We start from the raw sequence: 20,793 nt of genomic DNA, 5'->3' as shown, positions 1-20,793 counted from the left end.
AGCGATGATTATTACTGAGATTATAGGTAACGTGGACAACATCTCGTCCGCTGGCAGGCATATAGAAAGAGTTTATTTATCAAGTGATGAATTAGTAAAACGAATACAGCGCGTGACAACAGATCATGGAAAAGAAATGGGAATCCGCTTAATGGAGCAGAAGGATTTGGTTGATGGAGATATCCTATATATGGACGAAAGAAATATGATCGTCGTAAGTGTAACAAGTGATGACCTTCTTGTTCTTCGTCCTTCGAGCATAAAACAAATGGGTGAAATCGCACACCAGTTGGGCAATCGCCATCTGCCAGCGCAGTTTGAAGATGAGGTAATGCTCGTTCAATACGATTATCTTGTCGAGGAGCTGCTCGTTCAATTAGAGATTCCTTATACAAGGGAAGAAAGAAAAGTAAAAAAGGCATTTCGTCATATTGGTCACAGTCATGAATAGTCAGCTTTTAAGCTTACTCCAATTAGGGGATTCGAATTTTCCATCGGGAGCTTTTTCTCATTCTTTTGGATTAGAAACCTATATTCAGGACGAAAGTGTCCATAATAAAGAAACATTTTTTGAATGGATTCGGATTTATCTGGAAAAACAACTAGCCTATACCGATGGGTTAGCCTGTCTTTTAACCATTGACGCATTAGAAAAAAAGGCAATTGATGAGATTTGGAACCTTGATCGAAAATTATTTGTACAAAATTTGCCGTTAGAAACTCGCCAGGCAAATCGTCGGATTGGTGAACGACTGATCGTGATAGGAATTGATCTTTACTCCATTCCTTTACTTGTAGACTATTTGAAAAAAATACGAAGAAATGAAGCTTTTGGGCACCCTGCAATTGCCTTTATGATTATTTGCGATTTTTTAAAGATTGATAGAAATCAAGCAATATTGACCTTCTTATATTCAACGATTACTACCCTTGTCCAAAATGGCGTTCGAGGAATTCCGCTTGGTCAAACTGCTGGGCAACGGATTTTACTTGAAATACATCCAGTTTTGTTGGGGACAGTTAAGCGGATTGAAGCCTTAGATATAGACGATTTTGGAGCAGTTGCTCCAGGGATTGAAATTGCGCAAATGCGCCATGAAAAGCTGCATGTCCGTTTGTTCATGTCGTAATATTAATAGAAAGTGGGTTAGAAGATGGAACCAGTACGGATTGGAATTGGCGGACCGGTAGGGGCAGGTAAGACAATGCTGGTCGAACGAATAACGAGATACCTAAATGATGAATTTAAGATTGCCGTTGTGACCAATGACATTTATACAAAAGAAGATGCGCAGTTTTTGATAAAAAATAGTGTTCTTCCAGCAGATCGAATTATTGGGGTTGAAACTGGCGGTTGTCCTCATACCGCCATACGTGAGGATGCCTCGATGAATTTTGCAGCCATTGAGGAATTAAAGACAAATCATCCGGACCTTTCAATCATTTTTGTTGAAAGCGGGGGTGATAACCTGGCTGCGACTTTTAGTCCGGAGCTTGTTGATTTTTCTATTTATATCATCGATGTCGCTCAAGGGGAAAAAATTCCGCGTAAAGGCGGACAAGGGATGATTAAATCAGACTTGTTTATTATTAACAAAATCGATTTAGCACCATATGTCGGGGCAAGCCTCGAGGTCATGGAGGAAGATACGAAGGCGGCAAGAGGGAAGAAGCCGTATATCTTTACCAATTTAAAAACTGATACTGGGCTAGATCTCGTCGTAGAGTGGCTTAAGAAAAATGCATTACTAGTAGGATTGGGATAAGTGGGAAAGCAAACAGGATACCTAAGATTATCAGCTGCGAAGAAAAATAAGAAAACAATCTTTAAAGAAACCTATTCAGAAGGTGCTTTTAAAATAACCAGGCCAGTATATCTGACTTCGAGTGGAGAGGCGTATGGGTACCTAATGAATCCTGGCGGGGGCTATATTGACGGCGATTCTTATAAGATTTCTATTGTTTTAGAAAAGGATGCGGAAGTTTTGTTAACCACGCAATCCTCTACGAAGATTTATAAAACTAGGTCAAAGCCAGCTATTCAAGAGATGGACATTCATTTGAAAAAGGGAAGTCTCTTAGAATATCTGCCAGATCCGGTTATCGCATATGAGGGGTCCTGTTTCAAACAAAAGATGATCGTTAGGATGGAGCAAGGTGCTTCGCTTATTTGTTCAGACATATTTACCCCAGGTTGGGCACCTGATGGCACCCTTTTTCGCTATAATCTACTACAATCGAAGATGGAAGTATACTTGGAAAGGCAAATTGTTTTATTCGATCATGTCAAACTAGAACCTGATGAAGATATAACAGGATTTGGTTATATGGAGGGATATACACACTTTGGGACGATGATCGTGATGGACGAGCGAATGAACATGGGATTTTTAGAAGAACTTTATGAAGTGTTAGATCCTCATGACGGAGTGAGAATTGGTATTTCCATGCTGGCGGTTCCTGGATTGTCACTAAGAATCCTTGGAAACTCCACACAAGCCATTGAACATGTTTTAAGTGATTCACATGAATTAATCAGAAGGAAATTATTTGGAAAAGAACCAGTCTTTCTACGAAAATATTAAGGAATATCAAACTGTTTCGCATCTAAAAAGTGAACTCTGCACGTAAAATAAAAAAGGGTTATAAACAGTATTAGAGTAAATTGTCCTAAAAACAAAAGAGCCAACGTAAGGTGTTGGCTCTCTTGGCATTAAAAAGTGTGTGCCAAGTCTTTAGCACGTGCAATAGCATTTTCTTTGATTTCTTGTGCTTTGTCAGGCATTGCATTATGGCCCTCAACAAATAAACCTTCAAAGGATGGGACTCCATAAAACTGCATCATAATATCTAGATACCGATGACCCATCTCCATAGCTGCAGCAGGTCCTTCTGAATAGATACCTCCGCGGGCTTGAATATGTAAAGCCTTCTTGTCTGTGAGTAGACCAATTGGACCTTTTTCCGTGTACCTGAAGGTTTTTCCTGCAACTGAGACTGCATCTAAATAGGCTTTCATGACAGGCGGGAAGGAAAAATTCCATAATGGTGTTACAAAAATATATTTATCCGCAGTAATAAACTGTTCACAAATCTCAGATAGTCTGCCAACCTTTGCTTTTTCTTCCGTTGATAGCTGTTCAAATTCCGTACCGGATCGAAGTTTTCCCCATCCACTGAAGACATCAACATCGATTTGTGGAACATCCACTCTGTAAAGATCAACATCAATAATTTCATGGTCAGGATTCACTTCTTTGTAAGTATCAATAAATGCTTTTCCTACTGCCATACTATAAGATTGAGTATCATCATGAGGATGAGCTGTAATGTACAATACTTTTGTCATTTCCGTATCTATCCTTTCTGTATCTAGGCTGCATTCTAGTTTGTGCAATGAATGTAAGTATATGCAGATATAAAAACAGATATTGACCAAAAATAAAAGGAATTTGCTTCTGTGCAAACTCCTTTTATTTTTTAGTTATTATTTTCACTGAAGTAAGGGTTTCCACTAATGTTTGCACGCACTTCGTCCGTTAATGTAAACGGCTCATTTACTGTAGAATTAGCAGTGGAACTTTCATTGTATTGAATACTTCCATCATAATGAAGTGGTTGATTTGTCATAGGTAAATTCACCTCCATCAATATAGTCTATACATAAATTCTACTATTTATTTACTATTCTTAATAGGTAATTTTTAATATTCTAAATGTTGTTTTTACTGGTAATTAATTACTATAACAATACTAGAATTTGGTTAATATGAATCCCTTATTTAACCTTTCACTGTTATTTATGATAAAATTTTTAAAAAAAGGAGTCGGCTCATCATGAAATTAATTGACCTCCATTGTGATGCATTACTTAAACTTTCTGAGGGGAAAGGCACGCTGCAGTTTGCTGATGCAAAGGAATTGCAGACGAATAAATCTCGATTGCATAATGGGCAAGTGAAGGTGCAGTGTTTTGCAATTTTTATTGAGCCCGATATTCCCTCAGACCAGAAATTTCAAGAGGCTCTTGTACAAATTGATTATTTTTATAAGGAAGTACTAGGCAAAAATCCTGATATGATCCATATTAAAGATTGGTCAGATTTTGAAAAAATCAATATCGGTCAAATAGGCGCGATGCTAACCCTTGAGGGAGTCGATGCCATTGGAAACGATATAACAAAACTTCACATCCTATATCAGTTGGGTGTTCGGTCTGTTGGTTTAACATGGAATAATGCTAATTTAGCAGCAGACGGTGCAGGAGAACCGCGGGGAGGCGGTCTTACGCTATTTGGTAAAGAAATTGTTCAGTTTAATAATGAACATCAAATCCTGACAGATATTTCTCACCTAAGTGATAAGGGGATTTGGGAGGTTATCGAGTTAGCCAAATATCCAATCGCGAGCCATTCCAATTCTCGAAGTGTTTGTAATCATCTTCGAAATTTAACAGATGAACAAGCGATAGCAATGTTTAAAAGAAATGCGATGGTTCATGTTGTTTATTATCCTCCCTTTGTAAAAGAAGCAGGTGTGGTGACCATTAATGACCTAATAAGGCATATCGACCACTTTTGTACATTAGGTGGTGTGAACCATATAGGATTAGGCTCGGATTTTGATGGAATAGCAACGTTTATCAAGGATTTAGAGGACGCCTCAAAAACACAAAATCTTATTAATGAATTATTAAAGCACTTTAAGGAGGAAGAGGTAAGAGGTTTCGCTTACCAAAACTTCCTTAACCACCGTCCAGGAGTGGCAGGATGAAAGGAATGAAAGAAATAAAATGTATCTAACAATTAAAGAAACAGCAGAATATTTATCAATGCCAGAATCAACAGTAGAAGACCTAATCAAACAAAAAAAAATTCGCGCCATCCATGATGGAGAAGGGTGGATCATCAACAAAGAACAATTCAACAGCCACCTAAAACAAATCGAAAAATACAAACACCTAGTAGAAGAAATCCTAAGTGAACCCATCCCAGAAGACCACGACATCAAGGATGAGGACTAAAGATAATGAGTTTGGTGCCTGTCACCGTCCGTGGACAGTGTCCACCTGGGATGGACACTATCCCAAAAAGCTTAATATGGTGGGGTTCGTGTGGAGGATTTTTTCTTGAAGAGGGTTTATGAGCCGTGTGATGAGTCTGATGGTTTTCGTATTTTAGTGGACCGTTTGTGGCCGCGTGGAATTTCGAAGGAGGCTGCTAAGTTGACGGCTTGGCAGAAGGAGGTTGCTCCTAGTCCAGAACTTCGAAAATGGTTTTGCCACAAGCCTGAGTTGTTTGAGGAGTTTCGTGTTAAGTACATAGAGGAATTGCGTACGGATGAACAAAAACAAAAGATAATAAATGAAATTATTACAATGACATCAAAGGGACGAGTTACTCTCCTTTATGGTGCCAAGGATCCTGTATATAATCATGCAATTGTGCTGCAAGAGGAGTTAACAGAATTATTGATGAAGTAAAAGCATAGAAGAGGAGTCCCGCGATAAATGGGGTTCCTCTTTTATTTATATGACTTTATTTTTTGAAGGATTATTTCATAAATTTCTTGAATATGTAGGAGATATAGATAGTTATGGAGGTACGACATCATATGAAATTTTTTAACTTTAATAAAGAAAGTGGTAAGAACATTTCAAAGTTTAATTCCGATTTTATTATGTCGAGAATTATCCAAACAAACAAAGCTGCTTCAATAGGTTGTATGCATTTAGGAGAAAATGGCTTGATAGGTTATCACCAAGCAGTTTGCCCTCAACTATTGTTAATATTAAGTGGAGAAGGCTTGGTAAGTATTAATCAGGAAGAATATTTCAATGTCCAGCCTGGAGACGCTGTGTTTTGGGAAAAAGACGAATGGCACGAAACGAAGACAACCAGAGGCTTAACAGCTATTGTCATTGAAAGTGAAGAACTAAATCCTTCATCCTTTATGCAAACCATTATCCCGAACTCAAAAGGAGAGCGGTAAATATGAAACAAGCACTTTTATTAACTTATGATACGTTTGCTGATTTTGAAGTCATGATTTTATTAACCTGTATAGATTCAAAGTACCAGATAAATTCTTTTACTGTTGAAAATGAAATAAGACCTATTCAGTCTTGTGCAGGACTTCAGGTCATTCCCCATTTAACGATAGATCAAGTGAATCCTGAAAATTTTGATGTATTAATCATTCCTGGCGGTAACCCAGCCCCTCTTCTTGATAACTCGAACCTAAAGAAAATAGTGCAGCATTTTTATAGAGAAAAGAAACAAATTGCTGCAATTTGTGGAGGTCCTGCTATTTTAGGTGCTGCAGGCATACTAGAAGAAGTAAAGTATACAGCTTCGATAGACACTGACGATCCTTTATACAGTCATGTATTAGTTCCAAAAAATCAGGTAAAAGAACATCTTGTTATTGATAAAAATGTCATTACATCGACGGGGTCAAACTATTTAAATTTTGCAGAGGCAGTCCTTAGAAATACGGGTGTTTTTACAGAGGATCTGAAAGACCCCCTAGCATATTTTCGTGTCCCATCATTGGGTTAAATAACAAACTGAATACCAATCTGGAGTTAATTCTTATTGATACTACATGAGTGAAGGTGCCACTGGGAAAACTCCTAAATAAGTCAACACAACTGGGAGTTTTAATATGAAAAATTTTATCTTTTTACTCTGCATATTTCTGATTCTATTTGGTACATATACCGGTATTCGTGGTTCTTCGGCTAGTAGTACAAAGGTCTTTAACCTTGTAGCCCTCGGTGATTCTATCACACATGGTATAGGGGACCCGGCAAAAAAGGGATACATAGGAGGAGTTAAAGTGAAATTGGAAGATATACAAAATACTCCTGTTAACGTGAGTAACTTCGCTATACCAAGGTATTCTTCCGATAAAGTTATCGAACAACTGCAGGATAAAAAAACCAACGCGCAAATAGAAAAGGCCAATTATATTATTCTTTACATCGGAACAAATGATTTTAGGCAGAGTGCCAATCATCAATTTTATCCACTTGATGTAAAAAAAGTAAATGAGGGTAAAGGTAAATTCAAAACGAATCTTTATAAAATCCTTGAACATATTAGAATTAAAAATTCGGCTGCTCCCATTTTTGTTTTAGGTTTATACCACCCCTATGTGGAATATCCAAATCAACAGGAAATTTTAAATACGATAGAAAATTGGAACGACGAGATAGATAATGTGGCTGTAGATTTTGAAAAGACTTACTACGTTCCTACCCTTGACCTATTTCAAGACAAACCAAAAAGCACTTATTTCAGCGACTCCTTACATCCTAATCCAGCTGGATATCAGTTAATCGCCGATCGAGTGTCAGAAAAAGTAGTAAAAGAACTTAGTTTTAAAAATCATCCAATTAGAAAACATAGTGGTAGAAAGCTATGAATTAAGGAAAAGGAGCACTAAGAATGATAACACTAAACGAAACACCCGTTGTAACAGCAGAAATGCTAATTCGTAGACCAGTTGAGGAAGTTTATGAAGCTTTTATCAATCCTGAAATCACTACAAAATTCTGGTTCACCAAAAGCAGCGGGAGATTAGAAGAAGGTAAAAAGGTTAGATGGGATTGGGAGATGTATGGTGTTGGCGATGACTTGTATGTTAAGGAATTAGAGCAAAACAAGGTAATAAGAATTGAATGGACCAATGGGACCCAGGTTGAGTGGGTATTTACTCCTCGAACAGATAATGAAACCTTTGTTTCTATTACGAACTTTGGCTTTTCTGGAAGTGGGGATGAAATGGTCAGCCAAGCCATTGACTCAATGGGAGGGTATACAATGGTACTCTCTGGTTTAAAGGCATATCTAGAGCATAATATTCAATTAAATCTCGTAGCAGACAAGGCGCCAGACGCCAATATAAATTGGTAAGAGAATTAGGCAGACTAAATCCCAATGGTTTAGTCTGCCGTTTTGTCAAGATATGAGTTGAGTTAAAAGGGAGTAAAAACAATGGAGAAATATATTGAGCATATTAAACAAGTTTATCCAAGCCTTTCTATTAGGGATTGCCGGTTGAATGAAATGGGCCAAAATAATGATGTAATTATTATAAATGAATCAATCGTTTTTAGATTTCCAAAGTATCGTATGGGGATAGACAATCTAAAAAAAGAGACTGATATATTAGAAGCAATTAAAGATAAAGTATCTCTTCCAATTCCAAGTCCATTCTATCAATCTTTTAAAGAATTAGAAGTGGGCGAGGTCTTTGTTGGCTATGAACTAATTTCAGGATCACCATTGTGGAAAGAAAGTCTCGGAAACATTCAAAGTGAAGAAGTTTTAATAAGACTTGCAACACAGTTGGTTCGCTTCCTTATTGAAATTCATTCAATACCTAAAAATAAACTGACGTTAGAGGAAACCAATCCTCGTGAGGAAATGGTCGACCTTTATCAAAGAATACAAGATAAACTTTATCCTTTTATGAGGATAGAAGCACAACAACAAATCGCGTATTCTTTTGAAACTTTTCTAAACAGTGAAACGTCTCTTAGCTTAAAAACATCTTTGGTCCACGGTGACTTTGGGGCAACAAATATTTTATGGGATCCAACTACCAATAATATTTCGGGAATCATTGATTTTGGCGGCAGTGATATAGGTGACCCGGCATATGACTTTGCAGGAATACTATCCAGTTACGGGGAAGATTTTTTTACTATGTGTTTGAAGTTGTACCCAAATGGAACCGAAATAGCCGAACGAGTCAGGTTTTATAGAAGTACATTTGCGTTACAGGAAGCCTTACATGGGGTGGATAATGATGATGTAGAAACATTTGAAAATGGGATAAAAGCATATAAATAAAATTTTAAACTGGAGGGGAAAAATATGCGGCAAATTATTGCACTTGGCGGAGGCGGTTTCTCAATGGAACCAGAAAATACATTATTAGATTCTTATATTCTTAAACAATCAGGTAAAGACAACCCCAAAATTTGTTTTATCCCCACTGCAAGTGGCGATTCAGAAGATTATATTCAAAGGTTCTATGACTTTTTCGAAAATCAAACCTGCAGTCCTTCACATCTTTCATTATTTAGACCTCCGACCAGGAATTTAGAGAGTTTCATCTTGGAAAAAGATATTATTTATGTTGGCGGCGGAAATACAAAGAATCTATTAGCATTGTGGAAAGATTGGGGATTAGACACCATTTTGAGAAAAGCTTGGAATCAAGGAATACTTTTAGCAGGGATTAGTGCGGGTTCCATCTGTTGGTTCGAGGAAGGTGTAACCGATTCCTATGGCGAAGGATTAGAGCCTCTCAACTGCCTGGGCTTCTTAAAAGGCAGTAATTGCCCTCATTATGATGGGGAAGTGGATAGAAGACCTGCCTATCATAAACTCATTGAGTCTAAGAAAATCCAAGCTGGAATAGCAGCAGATGACGGGGTTGCATTTCATTACATCGAACAAGAAATAAGTAAAATTGTCAGTTCAAGACCAACCAGCAAGGCATACCGAGTTTACTACGAAAATAAAGTAATCGAAACCGAACTTCCAACCGAGTTCCTTGGTTCTTATTAAAGAAGTACAAATTATTATAGTACTTAATCCTCACGTAAAATACTTTCTTGCGATAAAGAATTAAAGAAAAATAGGTATAATTCCCTACCTTTTAAAGCAGTATAAAAGATGTTGCTAGCCCAACATACATATAAAGGAGGAAATACAAACAATGACCAATAAAAACAACAATCGTAATCAGCCTCATACTGGTGGAAGTAAAGCAGATACGGAATTTGGTGCAGAACAAGGATTAAGTAAGAAAGCAAGGAAACAAGCTGCAAGAGATACTAAAAAGAACTCATAATACAAGTAAAAAACGCCTCTAGGGGCGTTTTTCAATTTATATAACAAAATAGAAAACACAGAAGAAATGAGATAAACTCCCAAGCATGATAAAGATGTGAAATATCTCATGAAAGCCCATATATTTGGATTGGAGGAATTTTGGCTTTGCCCCGTAGATGACACCGCCTATTGTATAAAAAACACCCCCGAGTACTAATAAAAATAACCCCATAGAAGCCATGCTCCCTGCTAAAGGTGAGAAAACAAACACAATCATCCAACCCATAACAAGATACAATGCGGTTGAAATCCAGCGCGGACAACTAAACCAGACCATCTTAAAAACTACGCCACTTAATGCTACCGCAGCTATGATTGAAAATAAAATGTTTCCGGTTGTTCCATTTAAACTAATAAAACAAAACGGTGTGTAGGTACCTGCAATCAAAATAAAAATCATTGAGTGATCGAGTCGTCTTAAAAAAGCAATTACATGATCTTTAGCAATTACCATATGGTAGGTGGCGGAAGCAGAATAAAGGAGGATCATGCTAACACCAAAAATAATAACTGCCGTAATGGCCATCGTTGACGAGGTGGTACTTGACACCTTGATCACCATCGCAAGAAGTCCTATAAACGATAACAATGCTCCAGTTAAATGAGTCAGTCCATTAATTGGTTCCCGAATAAAGTTGCTCAAGTAAAAACCCTCCTAATACATGATGTAGTTTTAATAACTACTTATAATAATACTCGTAAAACATCACCTAGTCAACGAATAACTGTTACGATATAATATTAATCAGAGAAAACTATGATCGGGGTTTTTAATTATGGGAAAAATCAATGAAATAATTGACCAACTAGGACTTGAATCAAACCTTATGGTAGATGAAATACCTAATATTGATTTATATATGGATCAGGTGATTCAGTTATTTGAAAATAAATTTGCAGATTCAAAACGTAATGACGAAGAGAAGATTCTTACGAAAACGATGATTAATAACTATGCAAAAGGGAAACTAATTTTTCCGATAAAAAATAAGAAGTACTCAAAAGAGCATTTGATTTTGATGAGTTTAATTTATCAATTAAAAGGCGCTCTTTCCATTAACGATATTCAAATAACACTTGATGGGATAAATAAAAGGATTATCAAAGAGGATATAGAGATTGATTCTTTTTACACTAGTTATTTAAACCTCTCGAAAAAAAACGTAACTGATTTTAATGAAGATATTAATGAGCGGGTAAAGGATGTTAATGAAGAAGTTGCAAAAATGGAGGACCGAAACGCTCCATACCTTGAGCAGGTATTGATGATTTCTTCGCTTGTTCACATGAGTAATTTGTATCGAAGAGTTGCTGAAAAGCTGGTTGACGAAATTGTAGTTGAAAAAGAAGGAAAGCGTCATAAATGATATGACGCTTTTTCTAGTTCATCACTTGGTGTATCTGAACATCTTCCGTATCTTTACCTATATCTATTGCCATTGAGGCAGAGTCATTAACATCAATATGATTGATTGAGACAGAATCAGCCCGATTTTCTCCCCCATAAACTTTAATATCTGCACTAGCACTTTTAAACCCTCTGACCGAAATATTATTTAACACCACATTCCTTGCTCGGTATTGTATCGCAATAACCGGGTTCTCTTTATAGTCGTAGTCTGGGTCGCCGATCAATGTTAAATGGTTGATGACGACATTTTTATAAGCAGAAACTACTAAGCCGCGCGGAGTGGAGTCCTTATATAATTCAGTGAAAATCGGGTTAATGGCGGCAAGGTTTACAGCAGATATATTATAGGCAGATTTTGACTCAGTATCTGTGCTTTTGTGGTGTCCGATATGACGAAAGTTAAAGGACCGGTTATCATTTACAGAGATATGCCCGACAACTTTCACGTTTGAGGCAGCAGATGAATTTTGATGTGCCTTGATTTCAATACCACCAAAGCACCGTGCTGTTGAATTATTAACCATGAGGACATTTCTTGAACCATCATCCACTTCAAACCCATTTGAGTTTGATGAACCTTTCTGATGGGCACGGCCACTCGGATCACACATATGAGAATTCGAAATGAATAGGTACTCGCTATGATGGGTGGTTACTCCGTCATCACCAAATCCAAATCCATTTAGATTATCAAGCCAAACATATTGGCTCCCACCCTTGGCAAGAAATCCATCTCCTGCATAATTGTATAAGGTTGAGGATATATCAAAGCAATGAAGTCCTGGATTAATCGCTTCAACATCCTTAACCCAGCCATAGGTGACATTTGCATATGTTAAACAGCTTGAATGATTGCCCCAAGTACTTGTCTTTTTTACATCCCCAAGCCTTTCGACATTCCAATTTAGACTCATTCCCTGAACAAATATATGATGATTTCCTTTCCAATGGTTGGCATTGGTAATTAATCGAGTCCCTTTGGGAGCTGCGTCATGCAGTTTAATCGTTGTCTTGCCCTTTCCAGATCCTACGAGACAGGTCCAAGATGACAAAGCAATTCCTTTCGTTATAAAGATGCCCTCTGGAACCTTTACTTTAACAAAACCCTTTCCTATTGCTTTTTTAAAAGCGACAGTGTTATCTGTTTTTCCGTCCCCTACCCCGCCAAAGTCTTCGATATTTACCTCTCTAGTGATTTTTCTTAATAAGTTTTCGTACTCATCATCTAGTTTAATCTTCCATTCTGGATAAACATTTCCTTTAGAATTGACGTAAATCTGTGTAGGCTCCATAATGCTATAGGGTTTGGCAAATAATCGAAACAATCTCTCGAATATCTTTTTCGAAAGAGGAATATGTATTGGTGCTTTATTGAATTGAGGGACAGGCTCATTCCCACGGCATTGATGGAAAAGTTGATCTGTTTCTTTGATGACCCTTTCTATATCAAGTTTTTTACCTGTTATTTCTGAAAGTATCTCTCCATTTTTTATAGGCAGATGGAATTTATCGAAATTCATCAAACTACTTCACTCCAACTTAATAAACATTAATATTCCTATTATTACCGATTAATAGGAGTCATGTAAAAAAGGAGATGAAACTTTTATTATCTCTAAATATAAAATCCTGCTGCCAACATTCCAATTGGAAGGCTTCCAGCAATACAAAGCCTTGATATACTAACCTTTCCATATAAGATAACGGTTCCAATTTTATGGTCCCAAGTGGACATTCCACGAACCTTTAAATCCCGATAAGATAAAAAGAAACAAATAAAATTTAATATAGGAATTCCAAGTCCCATACCTAAAACATTTACAAAAAAACTCCTCTTAAAGGCAGTTTTGAAATTGAGGTTTTCGCCATTCACGCTTTTGATTTTTGTATTTAAGAAAACCCTTCCAAAAGTATTTCCGAAAATAGCAATGATGGCAGGTTCAACGATAATCCAGAGAATTAAACTAATGATAAATATGAATAAATTTGAAGTTTCTGCAATGAATGTTGGAAAAAGAATAGAGATAGAAATGATAAAAACTATGGAGAATATGGAAAGGTCGAAAAATCTAGCAAGGTACCGGACATAAGGTCTGCCATTTGGATAGGTGGCTTCTTCATACTCTACTTTTGTTTTGAATTTATCAGGGAGTAGGTGGATTCTTGTTGATTTAAAAATGCTTTCTGAAAAAATTTCAAGACTTTTTACCATTTGCCAGCAGTCCATTGATTTGTTCCAAACAAAGGTGTCACCAGTTAATATCCTTTGTTCGATTAACTTCTTTAATTCAAATAAACAAACAGGTCCTTGTTGTTGAGAATCTTTAATAAAAAACCAAACATTTTCCTTATTTGATTCCATTTTAATCGCCCCCAATTAGGTAAATTATACCACGTTAGATAATGGGCCTTTTTTGTCAGTTTTGTGTATTTTGAATATTTATTTCCCTTTATCCTCAAAATACTAACATACGTTCGGAGGTGGAAACGATGGAAGAAAAGAACTATGAGAAAATTTATGAAGATTATAAGCAGCAAAGTGAGCAGCAAGCACAGGTAGAGGCAGCGAATGATAATCCAGATGGAAAAGAGGAATTTGTAGCGGTTAGGAAAAATGATGATGGGGATATTATCGCCTTTAAAACAAGTAACGGCAGAGAGCTGGACTACATTACTGCATTGACAGAAGCAAAATCAGGACAAATCGCACATGTAGATGTTTTTCATAAATACGGAAGAGATATCATTCGAAGCGAACCAGATGGGATAAAAGAAAACAATCTTGATCGACTACCTGAATTTTAGATTCGTTAAGGGAGCAGCGTAAAGGAGCTGTTCCCTTTTTCTTTCATTAGAAAAAGGTTATAGCCATCTCAGGTTGAATATAAATTAATATTGGAATTTTTTATGGGGCTAATGTATGGAGTTTTTAAGATTGATAGGGGTAGATGAATTGAAGGAATAATAATCTATAAGACTAAGAGAATTTAATCGAGAAAAAGGTGAAGAAGATGTTTTTTCTGTTGCTAACAACTATGATTATTTCATTTGTGGTTGGTACCTCATTTTTACTAAATGGTGAAATGGTATTTGGCATTATTGGTACGGTAGCAGGTATTTTATTGCTCGTGTTTATCCTTTTTTATTATGGAAGTAAAAAGTATCGAAAAAAGAAGAAGTATGATTGTACTCCAGATTGCCCGACCTTTGACTGCACTCCGGATTGTGACGGTAAATCTGATTGTGATGGGGGACCAGATTGTGACTGCGGACCAAATTGTAATTAAATTAAGGTGGCTAACAGATATTGTACCTTGTCATCGGATGAAGTCTAGAAGTCTAACCATAAAAGGGCATACGCTGCCATTATGTGCACGGTGCACGGGTATATTATTGGGGTATTTATTTTTTCCCTTATTCTTAATATTTGAATTGTATATTCCACTTTGGCTGGGGATTGTATTAAATCTTCCTATGGTTTTGGATGGATGGACTCAAAAAAGGCAAATTCGAATGAGTAATAATCCACTCAGGTTAACAACAGGTATCATTAGTGGTTTTGGTCAAAGTATTCTCATTGTTAGTATCAGCCAGAGCATTATTTCTTTTGTATTATAAAGAAAGTACACGTTTATCCGTTTCATACTTGTCCTAGTTTGCATAAACTATGACAGGATGTTATGGAAGGATGATTGTTATGCTGGATTCCTTGTTTGATTTCTTTTCACAACTATTCACGTTGATTTACCAATTTATCATATCTATTTTAGATGCACTCCAAAATATTTTATAAAGGTCGATGATGCCGGCCTTTTTTTTGTTAAAGTAGAATTATTAAAATAAAAGGTTGTGTCAAAATGGAATGTTTAGGATGTAATTTGGCAAATAAACATCTACCTGTTCATGTTGTTTTTGAAGATGAGCATGTATGTTGTTTCTTAGATCATGAGCCATTCAATGAAGGTCACATTATGATTTTGCCTAAAAAACATGTATATGACGTAGAAGAACTTGACGAAACAACAGCAAATTCAATTATGAAGGCATCTATTCTTTTATCAAAGGCAATAAAGAAACTTTATCATCCGGATGGTATAACTATCTGCCAAAATGGCGGGGTTTTTAATGAATTAACTCATTATCACATGCACGTTGTACCTAGATATAATGGTCAATCATTTGCTGATTTCTATTCAGAAGATGACGTTATTATTGAAGTTGAAACGAAGTTAATGGAAACAAAAATGAAAATAATTGAAGCTGTAGGTGAGATTTTATGTTAACGCTATACATAACACGACATGGTGAAACCGAGTGGAACAGAGAAAAAAGAATGCAAGGATGGTTGGATTCAAATCTAACAGAAAATGGTATAAAAAATGCTGTATCATTAGGTGAAAGATTAAAAGAAACAGAGTTTGCTGCTATTTTTTCAAGTCCTAGTGGCAGGACAAAGGCTACTACTAATTTAATTTGCGGTGATAGAGATATTCCTGTCATTTACGATGAGAATCTAAGGGAAATTAAACTGGGTGAGTGGGAGGGAAAAACACATTCATCCATTAAAGAAATGTATCAAACAGAGTTTGAGTCATTCTGGAACACACCCCATCAATTTACAATTGATGGAGGAGAAACGTTCGAAGAAACACGAGCAAGAGCTATTCAGGTTTTAAATCGAATCAAAAAAGAATATAAATCTGGAAATATATTAATTGTTACTCACTCTGTAGTAATCAAGTGTTTATTTACATTTTTTAAGAATTCACCCATTGAAACCTTATGGGACCCACCCTATATCCATGACACAAGTCTTACTATTGTAGAAATGCATGAAAATGAATTAAAAGTTGTGTTAGAGGGAGATATAACCCATCTGAAAACTGTGAATTTTATATAAAAAGAACTATAAGGAATTGAGGTGAGGAAGATTAGTAGAATGGAAGCTTACAACGCAGCCAAACTGTTTACCTTAAACCATTTCCCGAATTGTCTTGGAGCCCTATTGGCCGGGAGTGTCGTTCGAGGTGAAGCCACAGAAACATCTGACCTTGATATTGTGATATTTGACAGTAATCTCAAATCTGCATATAGAGAGTCAGTGATTGAATATGGTTGGAATATAGAGATTTTTGTACATAATTTAACATCTTATAAGGACTTTTTTAAAAGTGATTGCGAAAGGGCCAGACCTTCATTGCCTAAAATGGTTTCGGAGGGTATTGTCATAAAAGGTAATGAAATCATTGGTCCAATTAAACAGAAGGCTAAAGAGTTATTAGATCAGGGGCCAGAAGAGTGGTCAGCTGGAACCATCAAAATTAAACGTTATTTTATTACAGATACACTTGATGATTTTATAGGCAGTACTAATAGAGCAGAAGATATATTTATTGCCAATACACTTGCTGAATTAGTTAGCGAATTTGTATTGAGAACGAATCGACAATGGATTGGTACTTCTAAATGGATAGTACGTGCATTAAGGAATTATGATGAAACGTTTGCATGTCAGTTTGTAGAGGCATTTGATATTTTTTATAAAACGGGAGATAAAAATAAAATTATTACAATGGTTGATGATAGCCTACAACCATTTGGCGGACGACTATTTCAAGGATTTTCAATAGGAAAATAGGAATCGATTCGGACTGGGCAAAGAAGAAATCGACAATGGAAGTCTGAATCAGGGGGACATTCGGACAGGCCAAGCAAGGAATCGCTGGTGGCAGTCTGAATCATTCGGTGTTTTGAATAGTTTAATACTTATTTGGGACAAAAGTCTTTTATTCTCCCTAAAAGTTATAAGAACGATAGTATCCTATCAAAGAGTGATTAAGGAAGGATTGTCTTCAATGTCAATCCTTTTTTATTCTACAGTCATATGAGAATAAGAAGGAATTTTGTGGAAGTTTGTAGAATATTATCAATAAAACGTTAGATGATTTAGAGATAAAGATTCATGAAAAATGGGGGAACTATGAGCAAGAAAAACTGGAGAATAATAGGGGTTGTTGTAATCCTTCTTATTATTAGTGGGTATTCGATTCAAAAACTAACAGACGAAACATATCAAGGGATGTCAATTATTCCTGAGGAACATATTGATATACCTTTATTCGATGGCTTAGAACCGACGGAACACCAATATATTATGAAGGATGATCACTGGAGAAATATATTTTATTTTTATATGGAGGAACTTCCTTATCTAGGGTGGGAATTGGCACATGTGGAATCGGCACTAGACGATAAACATGCTGAAAATGATTGGAGTGGGTTTAGGACTCGTTGGAGAAAAGATGGTTTTGAAGGTGAGTTATGGATTTCTGCTCAATATAATGAAACTGAGAACCAAACAGAGGTCATGTTTGATAAAACGGATATCATCCATTCAACGAATTGGATCCATTCAGCCCCAGAAAGTATATGTATCTATCAAAGTGCTGCTAATCAAAACTGTACGAAAATAACAGATAAATCAGTGATCGAACAAATCTCCAGTTCCATTAACGAAGCGATGGATTGGAATAAAGAGGTAGAAAGCCGAAAAAATACATTGGTAATAGAGTATGCTGATATAAAAATAAATGTCCTTTATGAAGGCGATAAAGGAATGTATCTACAATCTGAAAAGGGTATAAAATTGATGAAACCAGAGCAAGAATTTTTAGACCTTCTGATTTTAAAATAAACCTTTTTTAGTATGAAAAATGGAAAATCCACACATACTTTCCTCATTAAGACACTTAGTAGAGGAGCAGCAGAATGCATTGGTATGAGAAGTTAAATCAATATTTTCCTGTTGAAGAAATGAAGTCAAGAGAGCATATGGAAACGTTGCTGAAAGAGCGTTCCGATATCTATCATAAGGATGAAGGTCCGAATCATGTGTTGATGTATGCGGAGTTAGATGATTTTGTCTTTATTGATTATCTGTTTGTATCAAAAAATGCACGAGGGCAGGGGCTAGGTCATAAACTTATCGAAAAAATGAGGAAAAAAGGTAAGCCTATTATTCTGGAAGTGGAACCTATTAACTATGAAGACAGTGATAGTGGAAAAAGGCTTCATTTTTATAAACGTGAAGGTTTTGAACACGCAAACTCAATCGGATATGAAAGACGGTCGCTAGCCACAAATGAGATTAATAAAATGGAAATCCTCTACTGGGCACCAAATAAAGAGGCTGAAGAGCTGATATTTGAAGCGATGAGAAAAACATATGATAAGATTCATACCTACAAGGATCAACATTTTTATGGTGAATCCTATCAACCTGTTGAAGAGGTCTTGACCTTTACCGAAAATCCTAAGAGTCAAAACATATTAGATGAATTATAAGGATGGTGCTTTACTTCTAAGAGGGGTAAAGCATTTTCTTTTTAAAGGAAGGATTATGTGGATAATATGATGAATATATAACTTTATGGTTTTTAGGGGGAATTTTTATAAATGAGAATCCTAAAAGTTAGTCTTACATCTGTGAGTCTATCGTCTGTAATTACACTTATATTTTCTTTGTTTAGCTATACACCATCTGCTAAAAGAGACCCTGATACCTATTATTTCTCAATTGGGGAGAGCTTTTTATACAATTTGTTTACCATAACTCCTATATTGGTAGTTTTATGTCTATTGTGTTACTTCTCATATGTTTTACTAGGAAAGCTAAGCCGATTTTCTCACTTTCTAAAAATTCTCTTAAGTATTTTAATAGTAGGTACTTTAACTTCTATCACACTCTTCCTAGCCAGCCAAAGTAATAAAACAAACGATATTTACTTGATTCCTGAAGGATATGAAGGCGATGTGTTTGTTTTCTACAATATCAACGGAGCACAGAAGGTTGAAACCGAAAAGGGGTACGAAGTCCATAGGATTAATAATAAAGGCTATTTTGCTACTTCTACTCCCGATATGGATTATGGTTCAGTAACAGATAAATATTATTATGTAGATGCAAAGGGAAATCGAACGCCGATATCTAAGAAATGTGTGAGTTTATTTGGAACTGGTGGATATTCAACATCTGAAGTTGAAGTTGTGGATTTGATTTATACAGGCTTTCGGTTAACAAAAGATAATTGCAGCGGCGAATTTACGAATGAAAGCTTTGATATGGAAGATAGCAAAGAAAGAATGATTAATGAAATATTAAATATTTATTATGGAGTAGAACGGGAGGATTCAATATGAACAGAATCAACTTAATTACTTTAGGTGTAAAAAATATCTTGCAGTCTCTAGAATTTTATTGTGCCCTAGGATTTGAAACATCTGTAACAGATGAGAATCCAGGAATTGTTTTCTTTAAAAATGGTGGTACAAAACTTGCATTGTATCCATTAGATGAGCTAGCGAAGGATATCAATGAAAACGATCCTCCTGCTGGCAAAGGTTTTTCAGGAATTACTCTCGCATTCAATGCAAAATCCGCGGAAGAGGTTGACCAAATTTTTGAGATTGTTGAACAAGCCGGAGGAAGGATTGTAAAATTTCCACAAAAGGTATTTTGGGGAGGCTATAGCGGATATTTTTCAGATCCAGATGGGTACTATTGGGAAGTTGCCTATGCACAGAGCTGGAAATTTGATGAGAATGATATGTTAATTATTGAGTAATAGTTTAAGCCTTACTTCAACTTGAGGTAAGGCTTTCCTAATCAATATATTTTTACATAAGGGTGGTGGTAGTTGCATGTTTGATCAATCTCCTTACACTTGTCGTGTGGAATGGGGCAGACGTGGTGCTAGAGAGGCAGCTGAGCGTGGTGACATCATCATTATTGTTGATGTCCTTAGTTTCTCATCAACGGTTGTATCAGCTTTAAATTATGGTGCAGTAATTTATCCCTATCCTCCTAATATAGATGGAAATGATTACGCACAAAAAATCAGTGCCGAATATATTTTAGGAAGAGCAGAGGCAGCAAAAGCAGGGAAACCTACATTATCACCTGTATCCTTTAATGAAGAACATACAAATAAAAAGTATGTACTTACCTCACTCAATGGTGCATTTTGTACTTGGATTGCATCTAAAGTGCCTGCTTTGTTAATAGGTTCTTTGCTAAATGCTTCATCTGTAGCAGCAGTTACCAATCAATTGAGATTACAAATGAATGCAAGTGTTACGGTGATCCCCTGCGGCGAACTATGGAGTAATGGAAAAGAAGAGGAAGATACACTTCGTCCGGCGATAGAGGATTATTTAGGTGCGGGTGCTATTTTATCCTATCTAGCTGGTGAAAAATCACCGGAGGCAGAAGTTTGTATCGGTGCATTTCACCATACAAGATCAAAACTAGAAGCATTGATTTGGGATTGTGGAAGCGGCCGGGAATTGCGTGAACGCGGATTTGGGGCTGATGTGAAGCATTGTAGTAGATTAAATGTCTACCAAACTGTTCCCATATTAAAAAGTGACCATTTTGTAGAGTATTACTAGGGGGATAAGAAAATAGTAAAC

Annotated in this window: 31 protein-coding genes; 26 read left to right on the top strand and 5 right to left on the bottom strand. The window is 36.3% G+C overall.

The window, feature by feature from the left end:
- Positions 1–4 precede the first annotated feature (4 nt).
- From ureE to QUG14_RS14300, 4 genes are read left to right on the top strand one after another with little or no spacing between them, the layout of a single operon-like run.
- Positions 5–451: an urease accessory protein UreE gene (ureE, locus tag QUG14_RS14315; protein ID WP_289341206.1), complete on the top strand. Its 447-nt coding sequence runs from the start codon at positions 5–7 to the stop codon at positions 449–451.
- Positions 444–1,130, top strand: a complete 687-nt coding sequence (locus tag QUG14_RS14310; protein WP_289341205.1) for an urease accessory protein UreF — start codon at positions 444–446, stop codon at positions 1,128–1,130. The genes ureE and QUG14_RS14310 overlap by 8 nt, the downstream gene beginning before the upstream one ends.
- Before the next feature lie 24 nt (positions 1,131–1,154).
- Positions 1,155–1,766, top strand: a complete 612-nt coding sequence (ureG, locus tag QUG14_RS14305) for an urease accessory protein UreG (RefSeq protein ID WP_289341204.1) — start codon at positions 1,155–1,157, stop codon at positions 1,764–1,766.
- Positions 1,767–2,585, top strand: a complete 819-nt coding sequence (locus QUG14_RS14300) for an urease accessory protein UreD (RefSeq protein ID WP_289341203.1) — start codon at positions 1,767–1,769, stop codon at positions 2,583–2,585.
- Positions 2,586–2,713: 128 nt separating this feature from the next.
- Here QUG14_RS14300 and QUG14_RS14295 read toward each other — a convergent pair whose 3' ends face one another.
- Positions 2,714–3,349 (bottom strand): FMN-dependent NADH-azoreductase, encoded by a 636-nt coding sequence (locus tag QUG14_RS14295; protein ID WP_289341202.1) that lies wholly within the window; start codon positions 3,347–3,349, stop codon positions 2,714–2,716.
- Between the two features lie 131 nt (positions 3,350–3,480).
- Entirely contained in the window at positions 3,481–3,630 is a 150-nt protein-coding gene (locus QUG14_RS14290) for a hypothetical protein (protein WP_289341201.1), read from the bottom strand.
- Between the two features lie 207 nt (positions 3,631–3,837).
- Between QUG14_RS14290 and QUG14_RS14285 the strand changes: the two genes are divergently transcribed.
- The 10 genes from QUG14_RS14285 to QUG14_RS14240 all read left to right on the top strand — a co-directional run bounded on the left by QUG14_RS14285 (position 3,838) and on the right by QUG14_RS14240 (position 9,870).
- Positions 3,838–4,773, top strand: a complete 936-nt coding sequence (locus QUG14_RS14285; RefSeq protein ID WP_289341200.1) for a dipeptidase — start codon at positions 3,838–3,840, stop codon at positions 4,771–4,773.
- A 19-nt stretch (positions 4,774–4,792) separates the two neighbouring features.
- Complete coding sequence (locus QUG14_RS14280; RefSeq protein ID WP_289341199.1) at positions 4,793–5,023, top strand: excisionase family DNA-binding protein; 231 nt, start codon at positions 4,793–4,795, stop codon at positions 5,021–5,023.
- A 105-nt stretch (positions 5,024–5,128) separates the two neighbouring features.
- Complete coding sequence (locus QUG14_RS14275; RefSeq protein ID WP_483310727.1) at positions 5,129–5,482, top strand: DUF488 domain-containing protein; 354 nt, start codon at positions 5,129–5,131, stop codon at positions 5,480–5,482.
- Between the two features lie 131 nt (positions 5,483–5,613).
- The gene (locus tag QUG14_RS14270) at positions 5,614–5,991 is read left to right on the top strand and encodes a cupin domain-containing protein (protein WP_289341197.1); all 378 of its coding nucleotides are present in this window, start codon (positions 5,614–5,616) and stop codon (positions 5,989–5,991) included.
- 2 nt (positions 5,992–5,993) lie between these two features.
- Positions 5,994–6,560, top strand: a complete 567-nt coding sequence (locus tag QUG14_RS14265) for a DJ-1/PfpI family protein (protein ID WP_289341196.1) — start codon at positions 5,994–5,996, stop codon at positions 6,558–6,560.
- A 106-nt stretch (positions 6,561–6,666) separates the two neighbouring features.
- Positions 6,667–7,428: a GDSL-type esterase/lipase family protein gene (locus QUG14_RS14260; protein ID WP_289341195.1), complete on the top strand. Its 762-nt coding sequence runs from the start codon at positions 6,667–6,669 to the stop codon at positions 7,426–7,428.
- Between the two features lie 23 nt (positions 7,429–7,451).
- Positions 7,452–7,919, top strand: a complete 468-nt coding sequence (locus QUG14_RS14255; protein WP_289341194.1) for an SRPBCC family protein — start codon at positions 7,452–7,454, stop codon at positions 7,917–7,919.
- Positions 7,920–8,000: 81 nt separating this feature from the next.
- On the top strand, positions 8,001–8,861 hold the full coding sequence (locus QUG14_RS14250) for a phosphotransferase family protein (protein ID WP_289341193.1): 861 nt from the start codon (positions 8,001–8,003) through the stop codon (positions 8,859–8,861).
- 24 nt (positions 8,862–8,885) lie between these two features.
- Positions 8,886–9,584, top strand: a complete 699-nt coding sequence (locus tag QUG14_RS14245) for a Type 1 glutamine amidotransferase-like domain-containing protein (RefSeq protein ID WP_289341192.1) — start codon at positions 8,886–8,888, stop codon at positions 9,582–9,584.
- Between the two features lie 151 nt (positions 9,585–9,735).
- Positions 9,736–9,870, top strand: a complete 135-nt coding sequence (locus QUG14_RS14240; protein WP_289341191.1) for a hypothetical protein — start codon at positions 9,736–9,738, stop codon at positions 9,868–9,870.
- A gap of 36 nt (positions 9,871–9,906) precedes the next feature.
- On the opposite strand, the gene trhA is transcribed toward QUG14_RS14240, so the two are convergent.
- Positions 9,907–10,554 carry a PAQR family membrane homeostasis protein TrhA gene (trhA, locus tag QUG14_RS14235; RefSeq protein ID WP_289341190.1) on the bottom strand — a complete coding sequence of 216 codons (648 nt, stop codon included), beginning with the start codon at positions 10,552–10,554 and terminating at the stop codon, positions 9,907–9,909.
- Between the two features lie 133 nt (positions 10,555–10,687).
- On the opposite strand from trhA, the gene QUG14_RS14230 reads away from it, so the two are divergent.
- Positions 10,688–11,278: a DUF1836 domain-containing protein gene (locus QUG14_RS14230; protein ID WP_289341189.1), complete on the top strand. Its 591-nt coding sequence runs from the start codon at positions 10,688–10,690 to the stop codon at positions 11,276–11,278.
- 13 nt (positions 11,279–11,291) lie between these two features.
- Here the strand turns inward: QUG14_RS14230 and QUG14_RS14225 are convergent, their stop codons facing one another.
- A complete protein-coding gene (locus tag QUG14_RS14225) occupies positions 11,292–12,842 on the bottom strand; it encodes a glycosyl hydrolase family 28-related protein (RefSeq protein WP_289344150.1) in 1,551 nt (516 codons plus the stop codon).
- A gap of 95 nt (positions 12,843–12,937) precedes the next feature.
- On the bottom strand, positions 12,938–13,684 hold the full coding sequence (locus QUG14_RS14220) for an RDD family protein (RefSeq protein WP_289341188.1): 747 nt from the start codon (positions 13,682–13,684) through the stop codon (positions 12,938–12,940).
- A 128-nt stretch (positions 13,685–13,812) separates the two neighbouring features.
- Between QUG14_RS14220 and QUG14_RS14215 the strand changes: the two genes are divergently transcribed.
- The 11 genes from QUG14_RS14215 (at position 13,813) to QUG14_RS14165 (ending at position 20,772) form a co-directional block, all read left to right on the top strand.
- Positions 13,813–14,127 (top strand): DUF3892 domain-containing protein, encoded by a 315-nt coding sequence (locus QUG14_RS14215; protein WP_289341187.1) that lies wholly within the window; start codon positions 13,813–13,815, stop codon positions 14,125–14,127.
- A gap of 206 nt (positions 14,128–14,333) precedes the next feature.
- Positions 14,334–14,609 (top strand): hypothetical protein, encoded by a 276-nt coding sequence (locus QUG14_RS14210; protein WP_289341186.1) that lies wholly within the window; start codon positions 14,334–14,336, stop codon positions 14,607–14,609.
- Positions 14,584–14,940 carry a DUF2085 domain-containing protein gene (locus QUG14_RS14205; RefSeq protein WP_289341185.1) on the top strand — a complete coding sequence of 119 codons (357 nt, stop codon included), beginning with the start codon at positions 14,584–14,586 and terminating at the stop codon, positions 14,938–14,940. The genes QUG14_RS14210 and QUG14_RS14205 overlap by 26 nt, the downstream gene beginning before the upstream one ends.
- Before the next feature lie 239 nt (positions 14,941–15,179).
- The gene (locus QUG14_RS14200) at positions 15,180–15,605 is read left to right on the top strand and encodes an HIT family protein (RefSeq protein WP_289341184.1); all 426 of its coding nucleotides are present in this window, start codon (positions 15,180–15,182) and stop codon (positions 15,603–15,605) included.
- Positions 15,599–16,222 carry a histidine phosphatase family protein gene (locus QUG14_RS14195; protein WP_289341183.1) on the top strand — a complete coding sequence of 208 codons (624 nt, stop codon included), beginning with the start codon at positions 15,599–15,601 and terminating at the stop codon, positions 16,220–16,222. Before QUG14_RS14200 ends, QUG14_RS14195 begins: the two co-directional genes overlap by 7 nt.
- A gap of 39 nt (positions 16,223–16,261) precedes the next feature.
- Entirely contained in the window at positions 16,262–16,960 is a 699-nt protein-coding gene (locus tag QUG14_RS14190; RefSeq protein ID WP_289341182.1) for a nucleotidyltransferase domain-containing protein, read from the top strand.
- A 342-nt stretch (positions 16,961–17,302) separates the two neighbouring features.
- Positions 17,303–18,016 carry a hypothetical protein gene (locus QUG14_RS14185; protein ID WP_289341181.1) on the top strand — a complete coding sequence of 238 codons (714 nt, stop codon included), beginning with the start codon at positions 17,303–17,305 and terminating at the stop codon, positions 18,014–18,016.
- 74 nt (positions 18,017–18,090) lie between these two features.
- Positions 18,091–18,666, top strand: a complete 576-nt coding sequence (locus tag QUG14_RS14180) for a GNAT family N-acetyltransferase (protein ID WP_289341180.1) — start codon at positions 18,091–18,093, stop codon at positions 18,664–18,666.
- Positions 18,667–18,777: 111 nt separating this feature from the next.
- On the top strand, positions 18,778–19,521 hold the full coding sequence (locus QUG14_RS14175) for a DUF6843 domain-containing protein (RefSeq protein ID WP_289341179.1): 744 nt from the start codon (positions 18,778–18,780) through the stop codon (positions 19,519–19,521).
- Positions 19,518–19,946: a VOC family protein gene (locus QUG14_RS14170; protein WP_289341178.1), complete on the top strand. Its 429-nt coding sequence runs from the start codon at positions 19,518–19,520 to the stop codon at positions 19,944–19,946. The genes QUG14_RS14175 and QUG14_RS14170 overlap by 4 nt, the downstream gene beginning before the upstream one ends.
- A gap of 76 nt (positions 19,947–20,022) precedes the next feature.
- A complete protein-coding gene (locus QUG14_RS14165; protein ID WP_289341177.1) occupies positions 20,023–20,772 on the top strand; it encodes a 2-phosphosulfolactate phosphatase in 750 nt (249 codons plus the stop codon).
- Positions 20,773–20,793 lie beyond the last annotated feature (21 nt).

Origin of the sequence: Neobacillus sp. CF12 (assembly GCF_030348765.1) — a bacterium.
GTDB lineage: Bacteria > Bacillota > Bacilli > Bacillales > Cytobacillaceae > Neobacillus.
The sequence above is the reverse complement of the archived record's forward strand: the minus strand, read 5'-3'. Positions and strand labels throughout refer to the sequence as shown.